Source organism: Nocardia acidivorans NBRC 108247, assembly GCF_001625085.1.
GTDB classification, from domain to species: Bacteria; Actinomycetota; Actinomycetes; order Mycobacteriales; family Mycobacteriaceae; genus Nocardia; species Nocardia acidivorans.
This window is the reverse complement of record NZ_BDAW01000037.1, coordinates 67,545-88,065: the sequence shown is the minus strand read 5'-3', so window position 1 is coordinate 88,065 and position 20,521 is coordinate 67,545. Positions and strand designations below refer to the sequence as shown.

26 protein-coding genes are annotated in these 20,521 nt (G+C 67.3%); 22 read left to right on the top strand and 4 right to left on the bottom strand.

Annotated elements, in window-relative coordinates; all coding sequences use genetic code 11:
* The 12 genes from NA10_RS39205 to hisI all read left to right on the top strand — a co-directional run bounded on the left by NA10_RS39205 (nucleotide 1) and on the right by hisI (nucleotide 8,774).
* On the top strand, nucleotides 1-132 hold the full coding sequence (locus NA10_RS39205) for a DUF6412 domain-containing protein (RefSeq protein WP_307188406.1): 132 nt from the start codon (nucleotides 1-3) through the stop codon (nucleotides 130-132).
* Between the two features lie 84 nt (nucleotides 133-216).
* Nucleotides 217-978 (top strand): membrane protein insertase YidC, encoded by a 762-nt coding sequence (gene yidC / locus NA10_RS21195; protein ID WP_067570643.1) that lies wholly within the window; start codon nucleotides 217-219, stop codon nucleotides 976-978.
* Nucleotides 979-1,104: 126 nt separating this feature from the next.
* Nucleotides 1,105-2,442 (top strand): histidinol dehydrogenase, encoded by a 1,338-nt coding sequence (hisD, locus tag NA10_RS21190; RefSeq protein ID WP_067570642.1) that lies wholly within the window; start codon nucleotides 1,105-1,107, stop codon nucleotides 2,440-2,442.
* Nucleotides 2,439-3,569, top strand: a complete 1,131-nt coding sequence (locus tag NA10_RS21185) for a histidinol-phosphate transaminase (RefSeq protein ID WP_067570641.1) — start codon at nucleotides 2,439-2,441, stop codon at nucleotides 3,567-3,569. The genes hisD and NA10_RS21185 overlap by 4 nt, the downstream gene beginning before the upstream one ends.
* The gene (hisB, locus tag NA10_RS21180; protein ID WP_067570640.1) at nucleotides 3,566-4,198 is read left to right on the top strand and encodes an imidazoleglycerol-phosphate dehydratase HisB; all 633 of its coding nucleotides are present in this window, start codon (nucleotides 3,566-3,568) and stop codon (nucleotides 4,196-4,198) included. The genes NA10_RS21185 and hisB overlap by 4 nt, the downstream gene beginning before the upstream one ends.
* Nucleotides 4,195-4,827: an imidazole glycerol phosphate synthase subunit HisH gene (gene hisH / locus NA10_RS21175; RefSeq protein ID WP_067570639.1), complete on the top strand. Its 633-nt coding sequence runs from the start codon at nucleotides 4,195-4,197 to the stop codon at nucleotides 4,825-4,827. Before hisB ends, hisH begins: the two co-directional genes overlap by 4 nt.
* A 55-nt stretch (nucleotides 4,828-4,882) precedes the next feature.
* Nucleotides 4,883-5,335: a MarR family winged helix-turn-helix transcriptional regulator gene (locus NA10_RS21170; RefSeq protein WP_067570638.1), complete on the top strand. Its 453-nt coding sequence runs from the start codon at nucleotides 4,883-4,885 to the stop codon at nucleotides 5,333-5,335.
* Between the two features lie 91 nt (nucleotides 5,336-5,426).
* The gene (locus NA10_RS21165) at nucleotides 5,427-5,804 is read left to right on the top strand and encodes a hypothetical protein (protein ID WP_067570637.1); all 378 of its coding nucleotides are present in this window, start codon (nucleotides 5,427-5,429) and stop codon (nucleotides 5,802-5,804) included.
* A gap of 270 nt (nucleotides 5,805-6,074) precedes the next feature.
* Nucleotides 6,075-6,806: a bifunctional 1-(5-phosphoribosyl)-5-((5-phosphoribosylamino)methylideneamino)imidazole-4-carboxamide isomerase/phosphoribosylanthranilate isomerase PriA gene (gene priA / locus NA10_RS21160; protein WP_067570636.1), complete on the top strand. Its 732-nt coding sequence runs from the start codon at nucleotides 6,075-6,077 to the stop codon at nucleotides 6,804-6,806.
* A 6-nt stretch (nucleotides 6,807-6,812) separates the two neighbouring features.
* Nucleotides 6,813-7,631 carry an inositol monophosphatase family protein gene (locus tag NA10_RS21155; RefSeq protein ID WP_067570635.1) on the top strand — a complete coding sequence of 273 codons (819 nt, stop codon included), beginning with the start codon at nucleotides 6,813-6,815 and terminating at the stop codon, nucleotides 7,629-7,631.
* A 4-nt stretch (nucleotides 7,632-7,635) separates the two neighbouring features.
* Nucleotides 7,636-8,409: an imidazole glycerol phosphate synthase subunit HisF gene (gene hisF, locus NA10_RS21150; protein ID WP_067570634.1), complete on the top strand. Its 774-nt coding sequence runs from the start codon at nucleotides 7,636-7,638 to the stop codon at nucleotides 8,407-8,409.
* A complete protein-coding gene (gene hisI, locus NA10_RS21145; RefSeq protein ID WP_067570633.1) occupies nucleotides 8,406-8,774 on the top strand; it encodes a phosphoribosyl-AMP cyclohydrolase in 369 nt (122 codons plus the stop codon). Before hisF ends, hisI begins: the two co-directional genes overlap by 4 nt.
* Before the next feature lie 20 nt (nucleotides 8,775-8,794).
* Here hisI and NA10_RS21140 read toward each other — a convergent pair whose 3' ends face one another.
* The 4 genes from NA10_RS21140 to NA10_RS21125 all read right to left on the bottom strand — a co-directional run bounded on the left by NA10_RS21140 (nucleotide 8,795) and on the right by NA10_RS21125 (nucleotide 11,033).
* Nucleotides 8,795-9,292: a MarR family winged helix-turn-helix transcriptional regulator gene (locus NA10_RS21140; RefSeq protein ID WP_245677627.1), complete on the bottom strand. Its 498-nt coding sequence runs from the start codon at nucleotides 9,290-9,292 to the stop codon at nucleotides 8,795-8,797.
* 190 nt (nucleotides 9,293-9,482) lie between these two features.
* Nucleotides 9,483-10,085 (bottom strand): permease, encoded by a 603-nt coding sequence (locus NA10_RS21135; RefSeq protein ID WP_067570631.1) that lies wholly within the window; start codon nucleotides 10,083-10,085, stop codon nucleotides 9,483-9,485.
* 170 nt (nucleotides 10,086-10,255) lie between these two features.
* Nucleotides 10,256-10,714, bottom strand: a complete 459-nt coding sequence (locus tag NA10_RS21130) for a peroxiredoxin (protein ID WP_067570629.1) — start codon at nucleotides 10,712-10,714, stop codon at nucleotides 10,256-10,258.
* A gap of 106 nt (nucleotides 10,715-10,820) precedes the next feature.
* Complete coding sequence (locus tag NA10_RS21125; RefSeq protein WP_245677626.1) at nucleotides 10,821-11,033, bottom strand: hypothetical protein; 213 nt, start codon at nucleotides 11,031-11,033, stop codon at nucleotides 10,821-10,823.
* A 131-nt stretch (nucleotides 11,034-11,164) separates the two neighbouring features.
* Here NA10_RS21125 and NA10_RS36950 point away from each other — a divergent pair, with 131 nt between their 5' ends.
* From NA10_RS36950 to NA10_RS21080, 10 genes are all read left to right on the top strand, one after another.
* Nucleotides 11,165-11,332, top strand: coding sequence for a hypothetical protein (locus NA10_RS36950; protein WP_157556653.1), 168 nt, complete (start codon nucleotides 11,165-11,167; stop codon nucleotides 11,330-11,332).
* A gap of 7 nt (nucleotides 11,333-11,339) precedes the next feature.
* Nucleotides 11,340-12,887 carry an anthranilate synthase component I gene (locus NA10_RS21120; protein ID WP_067570650.1) on the top strand — a complete coding sequence of 516 codons (1,548 nt, stop codon included), beginning with the start codon at nucleotides 11,340-11,342 and terminating at the stop codon, nucleotides 12,885-12,887.
* Complete coding sequence (locus tag NA10_RS21115; protein ID WP_067570625.1) at nucleotides 12,880-13,653, top strand: TIGR02234 family membrane protein; 774 nt, start codon at nucleotides 12,880-12,882, stop codon at nucleotides 13,651-13,653. The genes NA10_RS21120 and NA10_RS21115 overlap by 8 nt, the downstream gene beginning before the upstream one ends.
* A 149-nt stretch (nucleotides 13,654-13,802) precedes the next feature.
* A complete protein-coding gene (trpC, locus tag NA10_RS21110; protein ID WP_067570623.1) occupies nucleotides 13,803-14,621 on the top strand; it encodes an indole-3-glycerol phosphate synthase TrpC in 819 nt (272 codons plus the stop codon).
* An 8-nt stretch (nucleotides 14,622-14,629) separates the two neighbouring features.
* Nucleotides 14,630-15,913: a tryptophan synthase subunit beta gene (trpB, locus tag NA10_RS21105; protein ID WP_067570621.1), complete on the top strand. Its 1,284-nt coding sequence runs from the start codon at nucleotides 14,630-14,632 to the stop codon at nucleotides 15,911-15,913.
* Entirely contained in the window at nucleotides 15,910-16,710 is an 801-nt protein-coding gene (gene trpA / locus NA10_RS21100; protein WP_067570619.1) for a tryptophan synthase subunit alpha, read from the top strand. The genes trpB and trpA overlap by 4 nt, the downstream gene beginning before the upstream one ends.
* Nucleotides 16,711-16,983: 273 nt before the next feature.
* The gene (lgt, locus tag NA10_RS21095; protein WP_067570617.1) at nucleotides 16,984-18,183 is read left to right on the top strand and encodes a prolipoprotein diacylglyceryl transferase; all 1,200 of its coding nucleotides are present in this window, start codon (nucleotides 16,984-16,986) and stop codon (nucleotides 18,181-18,183) included.
* A 74-nt stretch (nucleotides 18,184-18,257) separates the two neighbouring features.
* Nucleotides 18,258-18,779 (top strand): TM2 domain-containing protein, encoded by a 522-nt coding sequence (locus tag NA10_RS21090; protein ID WP_067570615.1) that lies wholly within the window; start codon nucleotides 18,258-18,260, stop codon nucleotides 18,777-18,779.
* Nucleotides 18,780-18,977: 198 nt separating this feature from the next.
* On the top strand, nucleotides 18,978-19,733 hold the full coding sequence (locus NA10_RS21085) for a transporter substrate-binding domain-containing protein (protein WP_067570613.1): 756 nt from the start codon (nucleotides 18,978-18,980) through the stop codon (nucleotides 19,731-19,733).
* 37 nt (nucleotides 19,734-19,770) lie between these two features.
* The gene (locus NA10_RS21080; RefSeq protein WP_067570611.1) at nucleotides 19,771-20,439 is read left to right on the top strand and encodes an amino acid ABC transporter permease; all 669 of its coding nucleotides are present in this window, start codon (nucleotides 19,771-19,773) and stop codon (nucleotides 20,437-20,439) included.
* Nucleotides 20,440-20,521: the final 82 nt, after the last annotated feature.

Here is a 20,521-nt window from a genome sequence, read left to right as displayed (position 1 = left end):
CTGCGGGCCGCCGCGAGCGTCGGACTGCCGGAGTCGGCGGAGCGACGGCGGCGCGGAGCCTTTCTGCGACAGAGCAATCCGGATACCGCTGGGCGGCCTCGGCCGCGAGCGCCGGGGGTCTGCCCGGCCTGATCGTGTGCGCACGATCGGGTTCGCGGCTGCCCCGAATCGCTCCACCCGCGTCAGGACGCGGGTGCCTCGCAGTGAGGTTTTCCCATGCTCGACTTCATCTACTACCCCGTCTCCGGTGTGCTCTGGTTGTGGCACACGGCTTTCGCGGCGATGCTCGGCACCTCCAGCGGATTGGCCTGGGTGCTGGCCATCGTCTTCCTCGTCCTGACCCTGCGGGCGCTGCTCATCCGCCCGTTCCTGGCGCAGCTGAGATTCCAGCGCACCCTCGCCAAGATCGCTCCGGAAATGCGGGAGATCCAGCGCAAGTACCAGGACGACCGGCAGCGGCAGGCCGAGGAGGTGCGCAAGCTACAGCAGGAGCACAGCTTCAATCCGCTGCTCGGTTTCCTGCCGATGATCGGTCAGCTCCTGGTCTTCATCGGCCTGTTCCACGTGCTGAATTCCTTCCACGCGGGCGTGGCGAACTACGTGTTCTCGACCGAACAGGTGCGGTCGTTCCTCCGGGCGGAACTCTTCGGCGCACCCCTGTCGCTGAGCCTGTCCCATGCCGGGGACGCTCTCGGTTCGGTTGCCGTGGTGGCGATTCCGCTGGTGGTCATCGCCGCGATCGCCACGCACTGCACGGCGCGCTTCTCCGTGGCTCGACAGCGTGAAACCGCTCCCGAGACGGCTCAGATCCGGGTGATGAACCTGCTGTCCATGTGGGTCTTCCCCCTCGGAACCCTCCTGACGGGCGTGCTGTGGCCGGTCGCGATCCTGCTGTACTTCCTCGCCCAGAACGCCTGGACATTCGCGCAACAGAATCTGGTCTACCGCCGATTCGACGCGGAAATACCTGCGCCGTAGCCGAGCGGGGCGGTCTGGCGGTAAACCGGTGGCACCGACCCGATAGTCTGGTAGCTGGTCGCGGGCCGTTTCGACGGTCCGGCGGACCCCTTCGATGATCAGCACAGACAAGGACTTGACAGCGCTATGACAAGCCGCATCGAGCTCGCCCGCGTGGATCTGCGCGGACGTACTCCCACTGCTGCCGAACTGCGCGCGGCACTGCCGCGTGGAGGCGTCGACGTGGACTCGGTGCTGCATCATGTGCGACCGGTCGTGGAGGCCATCCGCGATCGGGGCGTCGAGGCCGCGCTGGAGTTCAGCGAGAAGTTCGACGGTGTGCGGCCCGCCTCGGTGCGCGTGCCCGCCGCCGAACTCGACCGGGCCCTGGCAGAACTCGATCCCACCGTGCGCACCGCCCTCGAAGTCGCCATCGAACGCACCCGCAAGGTGCACGCCGATCAGCGGCGCACCGATAAGACCACCCAGGTGGTGCCCGGCGGCACCGTCACCGAACGCTGGATTCCGGTCGAACGGGTCGGGCTGTACGTACCCGGCGGCAATGCCGTCTACCCGTCCAGCGTGGTCATGAATGTGGTGCCCGCGCAGACCGCGGGCGTCGATTCGCTGGTGGTGGCCTCACCGCCGCAGGCGCAGTTCGGCGGATTGCCGCACCCGACGATTCTGGCGGCGGCCACACTGCTCGGCGTCGAGGAGGTCTGGGCGGTCGGCGGCGCACAGGCGGTCGCACTGCTCACCTACGGCGGTATCGATACCGGCGGCGCGCAGCTGGAACCGGTCGACATGATCACCGGGCCGGGCAATATCTATGTCACCGCGGCCAAGCGGCTGTGCCGCGGTCTGGTGGGCATCGATGCCGAGGCCGGGCCCACCGAGATCGCCATTCTGGCCGATGCCACCGCCGATCCGGCGCATGTGGCGGCGGATCTCATCTCACAGGCCGAACACGATGTGCTGGCCGCGAGCGTGCTCGTCACCGACAGCGTCGAACTCGCCGATGCGGTGGACACCGCGCTCACCGCGCAGATGGCCGTGGTCAAACACCACGATCGGGTGAACGAGGCGCTGTCCGGTAAGCAGTCCGGCACCGTGCTGGTCGATGACATCACCCAGGGGCTGCGCGTGGTCAACGCCTACGCGGCCGAACACCTGGAGATCCAGACCGCCGACGCCTCCGCCGTGGCCGCCCGAGTACGCAGTGCCGGAGCGGTTTTCGTCGGCGCGTGGTCCCCGGTCAGCCTGGGCGACTACTGCGCGGGCTCCAATCACGTGCTGCCCACCGCCGGATGTGCCCGGCACTCTTCGGGTTTGAGCGTGCAGACCTTCCTGCGCGGCATCCATGTCGTGGACTACTCCGAGGCGGCGCTGAAAGACGTTGCCGGATATGTGGTCGCACTCGCCAACGCCGAGGACCTGCCCGCCCACGGTCAGGCCGTCCAGGCGCGATTCGGAGAACTGCGGTGAATGCTGTGACCGTCCCCGGATCCGCCCTCTCGCTGGACGATCTGCCGCTGCGGGAGAACCTGCGCGGTAAAAGCCCTTACGGCGCACCGCAATTGACGGTGCCCGTGCAGCTGAACACCAATGAGAACCCGCACCCGCCGAGTAAGGCGCTGGTCGACGATGTGGCCGAATCCGTGCGCGCCGCCGCCGCCGACCTGCACCGCTACCCGGATCGCGATGCGGTCGGCCTGCGCACCGATCTGGCCGCCTACCTGACCCGGCAGACCGGCGTCGCGGTGGATGTGTCGAATGTATGGGCCGCCAACGGTTCCAATGAGATCCTGCAGCAGCTGTTGCAGGCTTTCGGCGGACCCGGCCGCAGCGCACTGGGTTTCGTGCCGTCGTACTCGATGCATCCGATCATCTCCGAGGGCATCGACACCGAATGGGTCGAGGCCAAGCGCAATGGCGACTTCTCCCTCGATATCGACTACGCGATCCTGGTGATCGCCGAGAAGCGACCCGATGTGGTCTTCGTGACCAGCCCCAATAATCCGACCGGGCACAGCATTCCGATCGCCGACCTGGAGCGGATCCTCGATGCCGCGCCCGGCATCGTGGTGGTGGACGAGGCGTACGGGGAATTCTCCAGCGCGCCCAGCGCCATCTCGCTGATCGACCGGTTCCCGGCGAAACTCGTTGTCAGCCGCACCATGTCGAAGGCGTTCGCCTTCGCGGGCGGGCGGCTCGGATATCTGGCGGCCGCGCCCGCGGTCATCGACGCCATGCTGCTGGTGCGGTTGCCGTACCACCTGTCCGTGGTCACCCAGGCCGCGGCGCGGGCGGCGCTGCGCCATGCCGACGAAACCCTGGGCAGTGTCGCGGAATTGGCGACGCAGCGCGATCGTGTCATGGCCGCGCTCACCGACATGGGTTACGACGTCATCCCTTCCGACGCCAACTTCGTGCTCTTCGGCCGCTTCACCGAGGCCCCGCGCGCCTGGCAGCACTACCTCGACGAGGGTGTGCTCATTCGCGATGTCGGCATCCCGGGCTATCTGCGCACCACCATCGGCCTGGCCGCCGAGAACGACGAATTCCTGCGCGTGAGCGCGAAACTTATTGCGACCGAGGTGGTTGCCCGATGAGCACGGAAGCGAGCATGGACCGAATCGCCCGGGTGGAACGCACCACCCGTGAATCCAGCATCGTGGTCGAGTTGAACCTCGACGGCTCCGGTAAGACCGATATCTCCACCGGCGTCCCGTTCTACGATCACATGCTCACCGCCTTCGGCCAGCACGGCAGCTTCGACCTGACCGTGCAGGCCCAGGGCGATATCGAGATCGAGGCGCACCACACCGTCGAGGACACCGCCATCGTGCTCGGCCAGGCGCTCGCGCAGGCGCTGGGCGACAAGAAGGGCATCCGCCGGTTCGGTGACTCCTTCATCCCCATGGACGAGACCCTCGCCCAGGCCATCGTCGATGTCTCGGGCCGCCCCTACTGCGTGCACACCGGAGAGCCGGAACACCTGCTGCACACCGTGATTCCCTCCGCCGGTCCGGGCGCCTCCTACTCGACGGTCCTGAATCGCCATGTCTTCGAATCGATCGCGCTCAACGCCCGCATCGCCCTGCACGTGCGGGTGCTGTACGGCCGCGACCAGCACCACATCACCGAGGCCGAATTCAAGGCTGTCGCACGGGCTTTGCGCGCCGCGGTGGAGCTGGACCCGCGGGTGACCGGCATCCCCTCCACGAAGGGAAGCCTGTGACCAAGAAGCTGGCCCTGCTGGACTACGGCTCGGGCAATCTGCACTCCGCCGCGCGCGCCCTGGCGCGCACCGGCGCGGAGGTCACCGTCACCGCCGATCCCGACATCGCCTTGAACGCCGACGGTTTGGTCGTGCCCGGCGTCGGCGCGTACGCCGCCTGCATGGCGGGTCTGCTGGGCGTGCGCGGTGATCGCATCATCGGCAAGCGCCTGGCCGGCGGCCGTCCGGTACTGGGCATCTGCGTCGGCATGCAGATCCTGTTCGAACGCGGCGTCGAATTCGGCGTCGAAACCGCGGGCTGCGCCGAATGGCCCGGCGTCGTAGAGCGTTTGGACGCCACCATCCTGCCGCATATGGGCTGGAACACCGTCAAGGCACCGCAGGACAGCGTCCTGTTCGGCGGAATGGACGAAGCCACCCGCTTCTACTTCGTCCATTCCTATGCCGCGCAGAACTGGGAACTCGACGACAGCGGCCCGCTGACCCCGGCCAAACTCACCTGGGCCGAGCACGGCGTCCCGTTCCTGGCCGCGGTCGAGAACGGACCCCTGAGCGCGACCCAATTCCACCCCGAGAAGTCCGGCGACGCCGGAGCTCAGCTGCTGCGCAACTGGGTCGACTCGCTCTGATTCGCCGACCGCGCGGACTGTTGGTTCCACCAACAAGAGTTGTAGATTGCTCGCTATGGACAATGCGCGGATCGGGGGCTCCGGCAGGTTGCGCGCGCTGCCGACCCGGCTGGTCGGCCAGGTCGCCATCCTCGCCAATCGCGCCACCGAACGTGCCCTGGAGCCCACCGGCTCGCGTCGCTACCATTACGCGCTGCTCGCCACCCTCGACGAACACGGCCCGCTCAGTCAGGCCGAGGTCGGCCGCCGCACCGGCATCGATCGCAGTGATGTGGTGGCCGCGGTCAACGACCTCGCCGACCGCGGCTACCTCACCCGTACCCCCGACCCGTCGGACCGCCGCCGCAACACCCTCGCTCTCACTCCGGCCGGCCGCACCCACCTGCACGACCTCGACACCCGCCTCGAAGCCGCCCAATCCGAACTCCTGCCCGGCTTCACCCCTGCCGAACGAGCCAACTTCGTCCTCACCCTCACCCGCATCCTGGAACTGCACGCCCGCGACTGAATCAGTGGGTGGGTTCGGGGTGGAATGCGGGTTGATTCCGGATCCGGCTGCCGGGGCATGCGGCCTAGCGTCGAGGTTCGAGGAGGTCGTCATGAAATCCACCACCGCGCCGCTCCGGATCTCCGGAAACTATGCGACGGTCGCCTGTTTCGCCTTCGCGACCACCGCGGCGGACACAATGCTGCTGTACCCCAATATCTTTCACGATATCCCGGACTCGCTGGCGCTCACCCAGCAGTTCATGGGCACGGTCGCGGCCGGTGACATCATGCGTCCCCTCGGTGGTCTCCTGACCCTGTGCGCCCTGCCCGCCGCATACATCGCCGTGCGCTACCGCACCGCCCGCGCGTGGACCGCCGCCTCACCGGCCTTCATGATCACCGGCCAATTCCTGCTCTCGATCCTGTACCGGTGGCCGCGGGCCAATGTCCTGTTCGACGACCGGATCAGTACACCCGCGCGGAAATAGACCGAGCCGCAAGGGAATTCCTGATCGGCCAGGGCTTCCGCATCGCCGCCGGCCTGGCCGCCGCCATTCTCGCCGTCGCGGCCGCACCCACCTGGTTTCGAGCTCGCGTCCTGGGCGATATCGACCGCCTCCCGCCGCGGTCTCAGCTCGCATAAGGTCCCGGTAGCGATTTCCGCACCGGCGGCCGGCTCCGTCCGCGATGACATCCGGCCGATCGGGCAAGCGCGGGGCGACGGTGGGGGACCGGTCGGTAACCACTAGGATGCTCCCGTGAGTCTTGTGCTGCTACCTGCCGTCGATGTCGCCAATGGGGAGGCCGTGCGCCTGGTTCAGGGGGAGGCGGGGAGTGAGACCAGTTACGGGTCGCCTCGGGACGCCGCCCTGGCTTGGCAGCACGACGGGGCCGAGTGGGTGCATCTGGTGGATCTGGATGCCGCGTTCGGCAAGGGATCCAATCGCGAGCTGCTGGCCGATGTGATCGGTGAGCTCGATGTGAAGGTGGAGCTCTCCGGCGGTATCCGCGATGACGAATCGCTGAAGGCGGCGCTGGCCACCGGGTGCGCGCGGGTGAATCTGGGCACCGCGGCGCTGGAGAATCCGGAATGGTGCCGGCGCGCCATCGGCGAGTACGGCGACAAGATCGCGGTCGGTCTGGACGTCAAGATGATCGACGGCGAATACCGGCTGCGCGGGCGCGGCTGGGTCACCGACGGCGGTGATCTGTGGGAGGTGCTCGAGCGGCTCGAGCGCGACGGCTGCTCGCGGTACGTGGTCACCGATGTCAGCAAGGACGGCACGCTGACCGGGCCGAATCTGATTCTACTTCGCGATGTCGCCAATGCCACCGACTCGCCGGTAGTGGCCTCGGGCGGTATCTCCACCCTCGACGATCTGCGCGCCATCGCCACCCTCACCGAGGACGGTGTGGAGGGTTCCATCATCGGCAAGGCCCTGTACGCGGGCCGTTTCACCCTGCCCGAAGCTCTCGCAGCGGTGCGCTGATATCTGATGGCCGCCGAACTCGCCGAGCTGCTCACCATCGCCCGTGACGTACTCGACGCCGCCGCACCGCGTTTCGTGGAGGGCGTCGGCGCGCCCAGCGCGGTCGACAAGGGTCGCGGCGACTTCGCCACCGAACTCGACCTGGAGCTGGAGCGGACCCTCTCGCAGCAGCTGACCGAGCGCACCGGATTCGAGGTGCACGGTGAGGAATTCGGCGGCCCCCAGCTCGCCACCGGAACCGCCTGGGTGCTCGACCCCATCGACGGCACCTTCAATTACTCTGCGGGACACCCGCTTTCGGGCATGCTGCTGGCGCTGGTGCGTGAGGGCGAACCTGTCATCGGCCTGACCTGGCTGCCCGGTCTCAATCAGCGCTACGCCGCCACCGTCGACGGCCCGGTCCTGTTGAACGGCCAGCCGCTGCCGAAACTGGAGCGCGGCAAGCTCTCCGCCGCCATGATCGGCTTCGGCGCCTTCAATATCGATGGGGCGGGCCGGATTCCGGGCATCTTCCGCTTCAACCTGCTGGGCGCGCTGAGCCGGCTCTCCGGCCGGGTGCGCATGCACGGCTCGACCGGAATCGACCTGGCGTACACCGCATCCGGGGTGCTGGGCGGCGCGGTCGTCTTCGGTCATCACCCCTGGGACAATGCCGCGGGCGTGGCGCTGGTGCGCGCCGCGGGCGGCGTGGTCACCGATCTGCTCGGCCGCGACTGGACCATCGAATCGAAGTCGGTGCTGGCCGCCGCGCCCGGCGTGCACGAGGAACTACTGGACATGATCGGCGAGACCGTCAGGGCCGCCGAAGCGTCCGAGGAGAGGTAGAGCAATGACGTTGGCAGTGCGGGTCATCCCGTGCCTGGATGTGGACGCGGGCCGCGTGGTCAAGGGCGTCAACTTCGAAAACCTGCGTGACGCGGGCGATCCCGTCGAACTCGCCGCCACCTACGACGCCCAGGGCGCCGACGAACTCACCTTCCTGGACGTCACCGCTTCCACCGGCGACCGCGGCACCATGATCGACGTGGTCACCCGCACCGCCGAACAGATCTTCATTCCGCTCACCGTCGGCGGCGGCGTCCGCACGGTGGCCGATGTGGACCGCCTGCTGCGCGCGGGCGCCGACAAGGTCTCGGTCAACACCGCCGCCATCGCCAATCCCGAAGTCCTGCGCGAGATGTCGGAGCGTTTCGGCTCCCAGTGCATCGTGCTGTCCGTGGACGCCCGCACCGTCCCCGCGGGCCAGCCCCCCACCCCGTCGGGCTGGGAGGTCACCACCCACGGCGGTAAACGCGGCACCGGTATCGACGCCGTCGAATGGGCCGTGCGCGGCGCCGAACTCGGCGTAGGGGAGATCCTGCTCAACTCGATGGACGCCGACGGCACCAAAGCCGGGTTCGACCTCACCATGATCCGCGCCGTCCGCGCCGCGGTCTCGGTCCCGGTCATCGCCTCCGGCGGCGCGGGCAAGGTGGGCGACTTCGCCCCCGCGGTCCAGGCGGGCGCCGACGCGGTCCTGGCGGCCAGCGTCTTCCACTTCGGCGACCTCACCATCGGCCAGGTCAAAACCGCCATGCGCGACGAAGGTATCGTGGTCCGGTGAGTCTCGATCCCGCAATCGCCGCCCGCCTCAAGCGCAATGAGGACGGACTGTTCGCCGCCGTCGCGCAGGAGCGCGGTACCGGTGACGTGCTGATGATGGCGTGGATGGATGACGAGGCGCTGGCACGGACGCTGGAAACCCGCAAGGGGACCTACTATTCGCGGTCGCGGCAGCAGTACTGGGTGAAGGGGGAGACCTCGGGGCATACCCAGTACGTGCACGAGGTTCGGCTCGATTGCGATGGCGATACCGTGCTGCTCATCGTGGATCAGGAGGGCGCGGCCTGCCATACCGGGACGCACACCTGCTTCGATACCGATGTGCTGCTCGCGCGCGGGGACAAGCTGCTCGCAAGCGACGACTGAGAGGTGAGAGCCGCTGGGTGTCAGCGGTTTTCGCGGCGGTCGAAATCCAGATGGGAATTGGGCCGCCCGGAGCGGCCCACGCCCCGGGCCATACCCTTGTCGAGTTGCTGGAGCATGGCCTCGCCGAGTTCGAGGAGTTCGGTGGTCTGGTCCTTGTCGAGCCCGTCGAAGACGAGGCCGCGGACGGTTTCCAGATAGCCGGGGGCGGCCTCGGTGACCTTGCGGAAGCCTTCGTCGGTGAGGACCGCTTGCGCCCCACGGCGTCCGGAGATCGAGACACGCTCGGCCCAGCCCAATCGCTCGAGCTTGGAAATGACGTGCGAGAGTCGCGATAGCGATGCGTTTGCCTTTTGCGCAAGCTCACTCAGTTGCAACCGGTGGCCGGGTTCTTCGGAGAGCAGAGTCATCACGAAGTATTCGAAATGGGTAATCCCGGACTCGCGTTGAAGCTGGGTATCCAGGGCGGCGGGGAGCCGGGTCGTCAGCGCTATGACGGTACGCCAAGCTCGCTGTTCCATGGGGTTCAACCACTTCGTCACCGTGCCAGCCCTCTCGTAGCAGCCAAGTGACATATTGCGCTGGTCAGTCCGGCAGTCGGTGGAGCATCAACAGCGAGTCACCCGCAAAGCAAAGTTTGCCACGATTTCGCTCGTCAGTCACGGTGTTCATGAATGACGTGACATCGATCACGCGTGTCGCACGCCGAAATCAGTACGCGCCGGGTTCTGGAGGATTTGGCGGAGTGTCGACCGCAACCCGTGGCTTTTCCGGCCGCACCTGCTGCCGCACGGCGCGATGTTTGCGGATTCGCCTGCGCACCAACAGAAATGCCACCAGTAGGAAGAGCACCGCGGCCGCGATCGCACCCGTCAGCGCTGCGCCGCGAAATGCCGGAGCGTCGACGTCGAGAATGCGCTCCCCGGCGTGTGCGGCATTGGAGTTGCCCAGGACGACCGTCAGCGTCATCAAATTCGGGATGGCCGTGATCAGGGCGAGTAAGGCGGCGGCGCCCGCAATAAACGGACCGCCCCGTTTGCGCCAGGTCATTCCCGCGAACAACAGCAGGAAAAGCGGCAATGCGGTACAAACCGCACCCATCACCAATCCGGACCAGATGCCTTTGGAGAAACTCCCGTGCACGTTCTCGGCAATCCGCTGCGCCCACCACCGCGGAATGAATGCCGCCAGAATCAGATACGCCACCCACAGCACCACCGCCGCGATAACCAGCGCGATGATGCGATTGCGCCATGTGACGAACGACGATCGCTGGCGCTCGGGCAGTTCCTCACTCGGCGTCGTGCTGGGCATAGTCATAGCCACAGCGTATGCCGCCCGGTGCGGCGTGTCAGGGAGCGCCACTCCGGACTGAACGGATGAAAACGACACGGGCGAGAGGGCCGGCGCATCCGGCCCGGACAACTCGCCACGGTGCGGCGCAGTTCGACGGCGTGCGCCGGACGTCCGCCCCCGAAACGAAATCAGCCGCGTGCGCGCAGGAATTCCAGCGCCTCGTCCGCGTGCACATTCGCGCGCAGCTCGCTGTTGATCACCTTGGCGATGGTGCGATCCGGGTTGATGATGAAGGTCGTCCGCTTCACCGGCATGATCCCGCCGAGCAGTCCGCGTTTGACCCCGAACTCGGCCGCCACCTTCGCGCCCTGGTCGGACAGCAGCGGATAGCCCAGACCCTGCTTCTCGGCGAAGCCGGACTGCACCGCGACATCATCGGCGCTGATCCCCACGCACGAGGCGCCCAGCGCCTTGAATTCCCCTGCCAGATCCCGGAAGTGGCACGCCTCGGCGGTGCACACCGGCGTATTGGCGGCGGGGTAGAAGAACAACACCACGGGCCCGTCCGCGAGGAGTGCGTCGAGGGATCGGACGGTGCCGGACTGATCGGGAAGCTCGAACCGCGGGGCGAGCTGACCTGGCTTCATACGCAGCAGATTACGTGATTGCCCCCGCGCACGAATCAGCCCGTGGACGGACCTGTCTGTACGGTCCCGCCACGGGCTGTCCGAGAACGCCGGGTACACCCTGGAATCACACACCGATGAGCGCTGCGACCTCAGGATTCTTGATTTCCATGACATCGAGGATGCCGTGTGCGCGCAGGAACGGCTTGAGCTCCCGAATGCGATCGGTGTGCTCGGCGTACTCGTCCGGGAAACGCCGCGGATCGAGCGCCTCCATCGCCTTCACATAGGTGACGAACGAGGCGATGGCGCTGTACTTGCCGCCCTGCTGCTGGTTCATATTCATCATCCGCGGCGGCTGGCCGGGCATCGAGCCCTGACCCACCTGCGGAGCTGCGTGCCGTGGACCCTCCGGTGCTACCGGTTGCGAGGGGTACATCTGTGTTGAACTCCTCTCGATCGGGATACCGCGTGCGACCTCTCCATCTGCTGGAGGAGCAGAGTGCGGCGAGTGTGGTGATGAGCGCATCGAGTATTCGCCGCCGCCGGGCCTTCGGCTCTGTCCAACTTGCCCTTGGCTTCGCTACGGGCGGGTTCGCGGCCCCCGAAGCCGCGAAGGTGGATGTGGGCCTGGAATGATGGGTGGATGCCCAGCGCGTCTATCACCTCCACCACCTCCCGCGAACAGTTCCGGTTGCTCGCGGCCGATCATCGGGTTGTTCCGGTGACTCGAAAGGTGTTGGCGGACTCGGAGACTCCTCTCTCCGCCTACCGCAAACTGGCGGGGGACCGGGCGGGAACCTTCCTGCTCGAGTCCGCCGAGAACGGGCGCTCCTGGTCGCGATGGTCCTTTATCGGCGCGGGCAGTCCGACCGCGTTGAGCGTGGTCGATGGTGAGGCGGCGTGGCTCGGACAGAGTCCGGCGGATGCGCCGTCCGGTGGTGACCCGCTGCTCGCACTGCGCGAAACCCTGGAGTTGCTGCGCACCGAGCGACTGCCCGGTCTGCCGCCGTTGACCGGTGGCATGGTCGGCTACCTCGGCTATGACGCGGTGCGCCGGATGGAACGACTGCCCACCCTCGCCGCCGACGATCTCGAACTGCCGGAGATGGTGCTGCTGCTGGCCACCGACCTCGCGGCCTTCGACCATCACGAGGGTGCGATCACCCTCATCGCGAACGCGGTCAACTGGAACGGCACCGATGAGCGCGTCGACGAGGCGTACGACGATGCGCTGGCCCGCCTGGACCGCATGACCGAGGCGCTGGCCGCGCCCGCCGACTCCACCGTATCGGTCTTCGATCGCCCGGAACCGGACTTCCGCCGCCAGCGCACCTCCGACGAATTCGGCGCGGGCGTGCGCCGCCTGGTCAAGGAGATCGAGGCGGGCGAGGCCTTCCAGGTGGTGCTGTCGCAGCGCTTCGAGATCGAGTACGGCGGAACGCCGATCGACCTGTATCGCATGCTGCGCGCGTCGAATCCGAGCCCGTACATGTACCTCATGCACATTCCGGACGGCTCCGGCGGCACGGCGTTCTCCATCGTGGGCTCCAGCCCGGAATCGCTGGTGACGGTGAAGGACGGCGTGGCCACCACGCACCCCATCGCGGGCACCCGCTGGCGCGGGGCCACCGAGGAGGACGATCTGCTGCTCGAGAAGGGCCTGCTCGCCGATGAGAAGGAGAACGCCGAGCACCTCATGCTCGTCGATCTGGGCCGCAACGATCTGGGCCGCGTCTGCGAGCCCGGTACGGTGCGCGTCACCGAATACCGGCATATCGAGCGCTACAGCCATGTGATGCACCTGGTTTCGACGGTCTCGGGCCGTCTGGCCGCAGGGAAGATCGCCTACGACGCGGTGCAGGCGTGCTTCCCCGCGGGCACCCTCTCGGGAGCCCCGAAGGTGCGCGCCATGGAGCTCATCGAGGAGCTCGAACCCACCCGCCGCGGTATCTACGGCGGTGTGGTCGGCTACCTGGACTTCGCCGGTGACGCCGATACCGCGATCTGCATTCGCACCGCCCTGCTCAAGAACGGCACCGCGTACGTCCAGGCGGGCGCGGGCGTGGTCGCCGACTCCGATCCCGATTACGAGGACGTCGAATCCCGCAACAAGGCCATGGCCGTGCTCAAGGCCGTGGCCGCGGCGGAGACCCTGCGCGCCTACCGTCCGAACGGCAGCGATGATGACTGATTCGGAGCCCGACCCGAAAACCCCGGCGGCACAGCCGGATCCGGCGCCCGCTGCCGGGAAGCCCAAACCGATCGGCGCGGTGGCCCTGCTGGCCCTGGCCGCCGCACTGCTGTGGGTCTCCTCGCGCATGACCTGGGTGACCCTGGATGTGACCAGTGAACTCGGTACCGGTCGGACCGCGCACCTCAATGGCAGCACCTGGTTCGGCGCGCTGACCCCGCTGGCGCTGGTGCTGGTCGCCACGATCGCCGCGGTGTTCGCCGCGCGCGGCTGGTGGCGGCGCGGACTCGGCGTCATCGTGGCGGTGCTGGCGGCCGTCGCCGCGGTGCCCGCGTACGCGCTGCTCGAGGGGGCCGGGAAAACCGCGGACCGGGCCGGTCGGCTGGCCGAATTGCGCGACTGGGAACATGTATCGGGGGTGCAGACCTCCACACTGCCCGCGGTACTGACCATCGTCGGTGCGCTGGCGGCGTTCGGGGCCGGTGTGCTGCTCACGCGCATGCCATCGGAGAGCTCCGCACCCCTGTCGGGAAAGTACGACAATCCGGTCTTCCGGAAGTCGGAGGCGGCCGAACAGGTTGCCGAACATCACGCGGTCAAGCGCGCTGCGGAACCCGGGTCACAGTCGACCCCTGCCGAGCCCCTGTCGGGTCGTGTCCTGTGGGATGCGCTCGACGCCGGCGCGGACCCGACCGACGAGCAAACCAATACCCCTGCCGCACACGATGATCCAGAGCGCGGCAGCTCGGGCCACAAGCCCGCCTGAACAGTGATCAGGAGCAGTGTCGCTCCAGGTTCCGGCCCCGCCGACAGTGACGGGAACATAGCCATTTACTCTTTATCAGCATCGGTGAGACAGCGCCTGGGGGGATTCTCAGGCAGCAAGTCCGTCTCCCCAGAAAGGATTCGAGCCAGATGACGGTACTCGACTCGATTCTCGACGGGGTCCGCGCGGATGTGGCCGCTCGGGAAGCCCTCCTGGATTTCCAGGCTGTCAAGAAGGCCGCCGCGGCGGCGAAATCTCCACGTGACGCCAAGGCGGCGCTGCACGAAGAGGGTATCGGCGTGATCGCCGAGGTGAAGCGGTCTTCTCCTTCCAAGGGCGCCCTGGCAGACATTCCGGACCCGGCCGTACTGGCCCGCGCGTACGAGGACGGTGGCGCGCGCATCATCAGCGTGTTGACCGAGCAGCGTCGCTTCGGCGGATCGCTCGCGGATCTCGACGCGGTGCGCGCCGCGGTCGACATCCCGATCCTGCGCAAGGACTTCATCGTCGGCCCGTACCAGATCCACGAAGCCCGCGCCCACGGCGCGGATGTGATCCTGCTGATCGTGGCGGCGCTGCCGCAGGACGTGCTGTCCTCGCTCATCGACCGCACCGAATCGCTCGGGATGACCGCGCTGGTCGAGGTGCACACCGAGGAAGAGGCGGACCGCGCCCTCGAGGCCGGCGCCACCGTGATCGGTGTGAACGCCCGTAACCTCAAGACCCTCGAGGTGGATCGGGATGTGTTCGCGCGCATCGCCCCCGGCCTGCCCAGCGATGTCATTCGCATTGCCGAATCCGGTATCCGCGGCACCGCGGACCTGCTGGCCTACGCCGGTGCGGGCGCGGACGCCGTGCTCGTCGGCGAGGGCCTGGTGACCAGCGGCGATCCGCGTGCCGCGGTGGCCGAGCTGGTGACCGCCGGAACCCATCCGTCCTGCCCGAAGCCGGTTCGCCGGGGCCGGTGAAAGAGCCGATGACACAGACCAACGAATTGGGCAAGAACACGCTCGGCCTGCCGCAGGCCAGCGCGGGCGTCGCGCACAAGAGCGCGCACGAGCCGGACCTGGGTGGACACTTCGGTGTGTACGGCGGCCGGCATGTGCCCGAGGCGCTCATGGCCGTGATCGAAGAGGTCACCGCCGAGTACGACAAGGTGCGCGTCGACCCCAACTTCCTGAACGAACTGGACCGATTGCAGCGCGATTACACCGGGCGTCCCTCGCCGGTGTTCGAATGCAGGAACCTCGCCAAGCATGCGGGCGGGGCGCGCATCGTGCTCAAGCGAGAAGACCTGAACCACACCGGTTCTCACAAAATCAATAATGTGCTCGGGCAGGCTCTGCTGGCCAAGCGCATGGGCAAGACGCGCGTCATCGCGGAGACCGGCGCGGGCCAGCACGGCGTCGCCACCGCCACCGCGTGCGCGCTGCTGGGCCTCGAGTGCGTCATCTACATGGGCGCGGTCGACACCGCCCGACAGGCGTTGAACGTGGCCCGCATGCGGCTGCTCGGCGCCGAAGTCATCAGTGTGACAACGGGTTCGCAGACCCTCAAGGACGCTATCAACGAGGCGCTGCGGGACTGGGTCACCAATGCCGACGAGACCTACTACTGCTTCGGCACCGCCGCGGGCCCGCATCCGTTCCCGCTCATGGTGCGCGACTTCCAGCGCATCGTGGGCATGGAGGCGCGGGTGCAGATCCAGGCGCTGACCGGTCGGCTGCCCGATGCCGTAACCGCCTGTGTCGGTGGCGGTTCCAATGCCATCGGCATCTTCCACCCCTTCATCGACGATGCGGGCGTGCGCCTGATCGGTTACGAGGCGGCGGGTGACGGTGTCGAAACCGGCCGTCACGCGGCCACTTTCGCGGGTGGACGGCCCGGGGCGTTCCAGGGCGCGTACTCGTACCTGCTGCAGGACGAAGACGGTCAGACCATCGAATCGCATTCCATCTCAGCCGGTTTGGACTATCCGGGCGTCGGCCCGGAGCACGCCCACCTCAAGGACATCGGCCGCGCCGAATACCGGCCCATCACCGATGCCGAGGCCATGGACGCGCTCCTGCTGCTGAGCCGCACCGAGGGCATCATCCCGGCCATCGAATCCGCGCACGCCGTCGCGGGTGCGCTGAAGCTGGGGCGGGAATTGGGCGAGGGCGCGATCATCCTGGTGAACCTGTCCGGTCGGGGCGACAAGGATATGGACACCGCCGCCCGCTGGTTCGGGCTCTTCGACAAGAACGAGGGGGCCGAATGAGCCAGCAGTCCCGTCTCGCCAATACCTTCGCGGCCTGCCGCGAGGAGAACCGCGCGGCGCTGATCGGCTACCTGCCCGCCGGATACCCGGATCTGCGGGGCAGTATCGAAGTCTGCCGCGCCATGGTCGAATCCGGTTGCGACATCATCGAAGTCGGCGTCGCCTACTCCGATCCGGTGATGGACGGCCCGACCATCCAGGCCGCCGCCGAACAGGCGCTGGCCGGTGGTGTGCGGGTGCGCGATGTCTTCAAGGTCGTCGAGGCCATCACTCAGGCCGGTGGTAAGGCCGTGGTCATGACCTACTGGAATCCGGTGCTGCAGTACGGCGTCGACACCTTCTCCCGCGATCTGGCGGCGGCGGGCGGCCTCGGGCTGATCACGCCGAACCTGATTCCGGAGGAGGCCGACGACTGGTTCGTGGCCTCGTCCACCTACAACCTGGACCGCATCTTCCTGGTCGCGCCCTCCTCCACCGAGGAGCGGCTGGTCAAGACCCTGGAAGCCTCGCGCGGATTCGTCTACGCGGCGTCGACGATGGGCGTCACCGGCGCCCGTGACGCGGTCTCGGATATGGCTCCGGCGCTGTGCGCCCGGGTGCGCGCGCATTCGGATATTCCGATCGGCGTGGGCCTGGGTGTGCGCAATGGCGCGCAGGCGGCCGAAATCGCCTCGTACGCGGACGGTGTCATTGTCGGCTCGGCCCTGGTGAGCGCCGCGGCGCAGGGCCTGGGCGCGGTGCGGACGCTGACCGAGGAGCTCGCGCTCGGCGTGCGTTCGGCGGCCGTCGCCTCCTGACGAACAACCAATAGCATTGGGCGCGTATCGAATTCGGTACGCGCCCAATGCTATTGCGGTCCTTGCCGGTCGGCGCGCCCGCAAGCGACCGCGCCGCGCGCCCGCACTCTGCCGCCCGTCCCGATGTACGCGGCTCGCGGGGACTTCGCCCCGCGCCCGTTACCTGCGGCCATGAATTCGCCCGTCCGCCGCGAGCGTTGTTCGCCCGGGGTGTTCGCGGCGCGCCACCCGGGGCACATGCCCGCGCGGCGAATTCCGCTACGGTGGGGACTCGTGACCATTCGAGCCCTGGCCGACCAGCTTCCGGCCTCCGACGTGCTGGCCTACATTCCCAGTCCGCCTCGCGGCGTATGGGATATCGGTCCTTTCCCGCTGCGGGCCTATGCCATCTGCATCATCATCGGCATTGTCGTGGCCATCTGGCTGGGGGAGAAGCGGTGGCAGCAGCGCGGCGGTCAGCAGGGCATGGTGCTGGATGTGGCCATGTTCGCGGTGCCGCTGGGTTTGATCGGCGGGCGGCTCTATCACGTGGCCACCGACTGGTCGACGTACTTCGGGCCCGGCGGCAATTCGGGCGACTGGTGGAAGATCTGGCAGGGCGGCCTCGGCATCTGGGGTGCGGTACTGCTGGGCGCGGTCGGCGCGTGGATCGGCTGCCGGGTCTACAAGATTCCGCTGCCCGCCTTCGGTGACGCCATCGCGCCCGGCATTCTGCTGGCGCAGGGTATCGGGCGGATCGGCAATTACTTCAATCAGGAACTCTTCGGTCGCGCGACCACCATGCCCTGGGGTCTGGAGATCTACGACCGCTTCGACGCCAACGGCGGTCCGTCGCCGATGAACGGCAGCGCCGCAGGTCCGCCGGTCGCCATCGTGCAGCCGACCTTCCTGTACGAGCTGATCTGGAATCTGCTGGGCGTGGCGGCGCTGCTCTGGGCCGATCGCAAGTACCGGATCGGGCACGGGCGGTTGTTCGCGCTGTACGTGGCGATCTACTGCTTCGGGCGGTTCTTCGTGGAATTGCTGCGCGATGATCACGCCACGCATATCGCGGGGATCCGGATCAACTCGTTCACCTCGGCGATCGTATTCCTGTGCGCCATCGCCTATTTCATTTTCGCGACCAAGGGACGCGAGACGGCCGAGCAGGTGCGCGCGGGCGTGGAGCGACCGTGGCCGTGGCAGTTCGGCGCACTGCGCGCCTACGGTGCGGCGAGTGCCGGGACCGAGGTCGTGGTGGCCGAGTCCGGTGCTACCGCAGTCGATCTCGATAAGCCTAAATCGTCTGACTCGTCGGAATTGTCGGAATCCGAATCGGTCGGGACATCCGGCGATGACTCCGACTCCGAATCCTCTTCGGAAGGCAACGAATCCGCCGAGGTCCGCGATAACTCTTCAGAATCCGGCGATTCCGAGCCGGCGATCACGCTCGACGCGACGAAAGCGGTCGACTCGGGCAAGAATGGCTCCTGACCGCCGCGTATCGCAGTCGCACGGCGGGTTCAGCACACAGGGGGCCGTGCGGCCCGCGATTCAGGAGGACGCGAGTGACCGATCCATTCAACAAGCAGCCCGAGCAGGGCGGCCCGCAATACGGGGCGCCCGGCACCGGGCCGCAGTACGGCCAGCCCCAGCCGGGGTACGGCCAGCAGCCCGGATACGGTCAGCCGCAGCCGGGTTACGGTGAGCCGCAGCCCGGATACGGTCAGCCGCAGCCGGGTTATGGTCAGCCCCAGCCCGGTTACGGTCAGCAGCCCTACGGTGCGCAGCCCGCGTACGGTCAGCCCGGTGGGTTCGGTCAGCCGATGCCGTACGGCGCGGATGCCGAGGCCCCCTTCGGCCGCGATCCGTACGGCGTGCCCTACTCGGACAAGTCCAAGCTGACTGCGGGCCTGCTGCAGATTCTGATCGGCGGATTGGGTATCGGCCGCTTCTACCTCGGGTACACCACCATCGGTGTGCTGCAACTGATCACCTGCGGCGGGTTCGGCATCTGGTCGCTCATCGACGGCATTCTCATCCTCACCGGCAAGGTGCCGGACCCGCAGGGTCGTCCGCTCAAGGACTGAGCTCGGGTATAGCGACACACCGACTCCGGCGGGCACCACTGGGCAGGGAGGTGCCCGCCCGCCGCTATCATCACCGTCGTAATCGCACAAGGTTTGCGCGCATCCTGATGGTTGGCGTGCCACCCGGTCGGTATCCGGCGTACCCTTTGTCGGTTGTTCGTCGCGTGGGTCGACCACGCTCGAGGAGAGGTAGTCCCCGTGCGCCGTAAGCTGTTCGCCGCCGTACTCGCCGTAGTCGCCGCCACCGCGGCACTCACCGCGTGCAGCAGCAATGACGACCCGAATGTTCTCGCGGTCGGCACCGAGGGCACCTACTCTCCCTTCAGCTACCAGGACGGCGGCAGCCTCACCGGCTACGACGTCGAGGTCATCAAGGCCGTCGGCGACAAGCTCGGCCGCAAGGTGAAATTCGTGCAGACCCCCTGGGACGCCATCTTCGCGGGCCTGGAGTCCAAGCGCTTCGATCTGGTCGCGAACCAGGTCACCGTGAATCCCGATCGCGCGCAGAAGTATTCGCTCTCGCAGCCGTACACCACCTCCGAGGGCGTCATCGTCACCAAGACCGACAACGCCGGTATCCACGCGCTCACCGATCTGAGCGGTAAGACCTGCGCGCAGTCGGTCACCAGCAACTGGAACAAGGTCGCCGAGGGCGCGGGCTGCAAGGTCGAGGGCGTGGAGGGCTTCGTGCAGGCCATCCAGCTGCTCAAGAACGGTCGCGTCGACGCCACGGTCAACGACACCCTCGCGGTCGGCGAGTACACCAAGAAGACCAATGACGCCACCGTGCACGTAGCGGGCAAGACCGGTGAGACCAGCAAGCAGGCGTTCGCCGCGCGCAAGGATTCACAGGCCCTGACCGATCAGATCAATACCGCGCTCGATCAGCTGCGCGGGGACGGCACCCTGGCCAAGATCTCCGAGAAGTACTTCGGCACCGACGTCAGCAAGTAAGCGGCACAGGGCGATTGGACTGCTGAGCGACTAGACGATGAACGCCGCCACCTGGGAGCTGATCCGGGCGAATCTGTGGCCGATGCTCGTGGCCACGGTCGAGAAGACGCTGCCGCTGACCGCGATCAGCTTCGCGATCGGATTGGTGCTGGCGCTGTTCGTGGCGCTGGCCCGTATGTCGAAGCTGTGGCCGGTATCGGCGGCGGCCCGGTTCTACATCTCGATCATTCGCGGGACGCCGCTGCTGGTGCAGCTGTTCATCGTCTTCTACGCGCTACCGCAGTTCCACCTCGTCATCGACCCGTTCCCGGCGGCGGTGATCGCGTTCAGCCTCAATGTCGGCGGCTATGCGGCCGAAGTCATTCGCGCCGCTATTCTTTCGGTCGCGCACGGGCAGTGGGAGGCGTCCTATGCGGTGGGTATGACCTATGCGCAGGCACTGCGTTTGATCATCCTGCCGCAGGCCTCCCGCATCGCGGTGCCACCGCTGAGCAACACCCTCATCTCGTTGGTGAAGGACACCTCACTGGCCTCCACCATCCTCGTCACCGAACTGTTGCGGACCGCCCAACTGGCCGCCGCCCCGACCTTCGACTTCTTCGCGCTCTACGGTGTGGCGGCCCTCTACTACTGGGTCATCTGCCTGATTCTCGGCTTCGGCCAGACCCGTCTGGAAACCCGCCTCGCACGCCACGTCGCGCGTTAACCGAGCGGTAAGTTCGCGGCCCGCCCCGGGTCTGGACTGACGCAGCGGGGGAGCGAAGCGGAGCAGCGGAGGAGGGAAGACC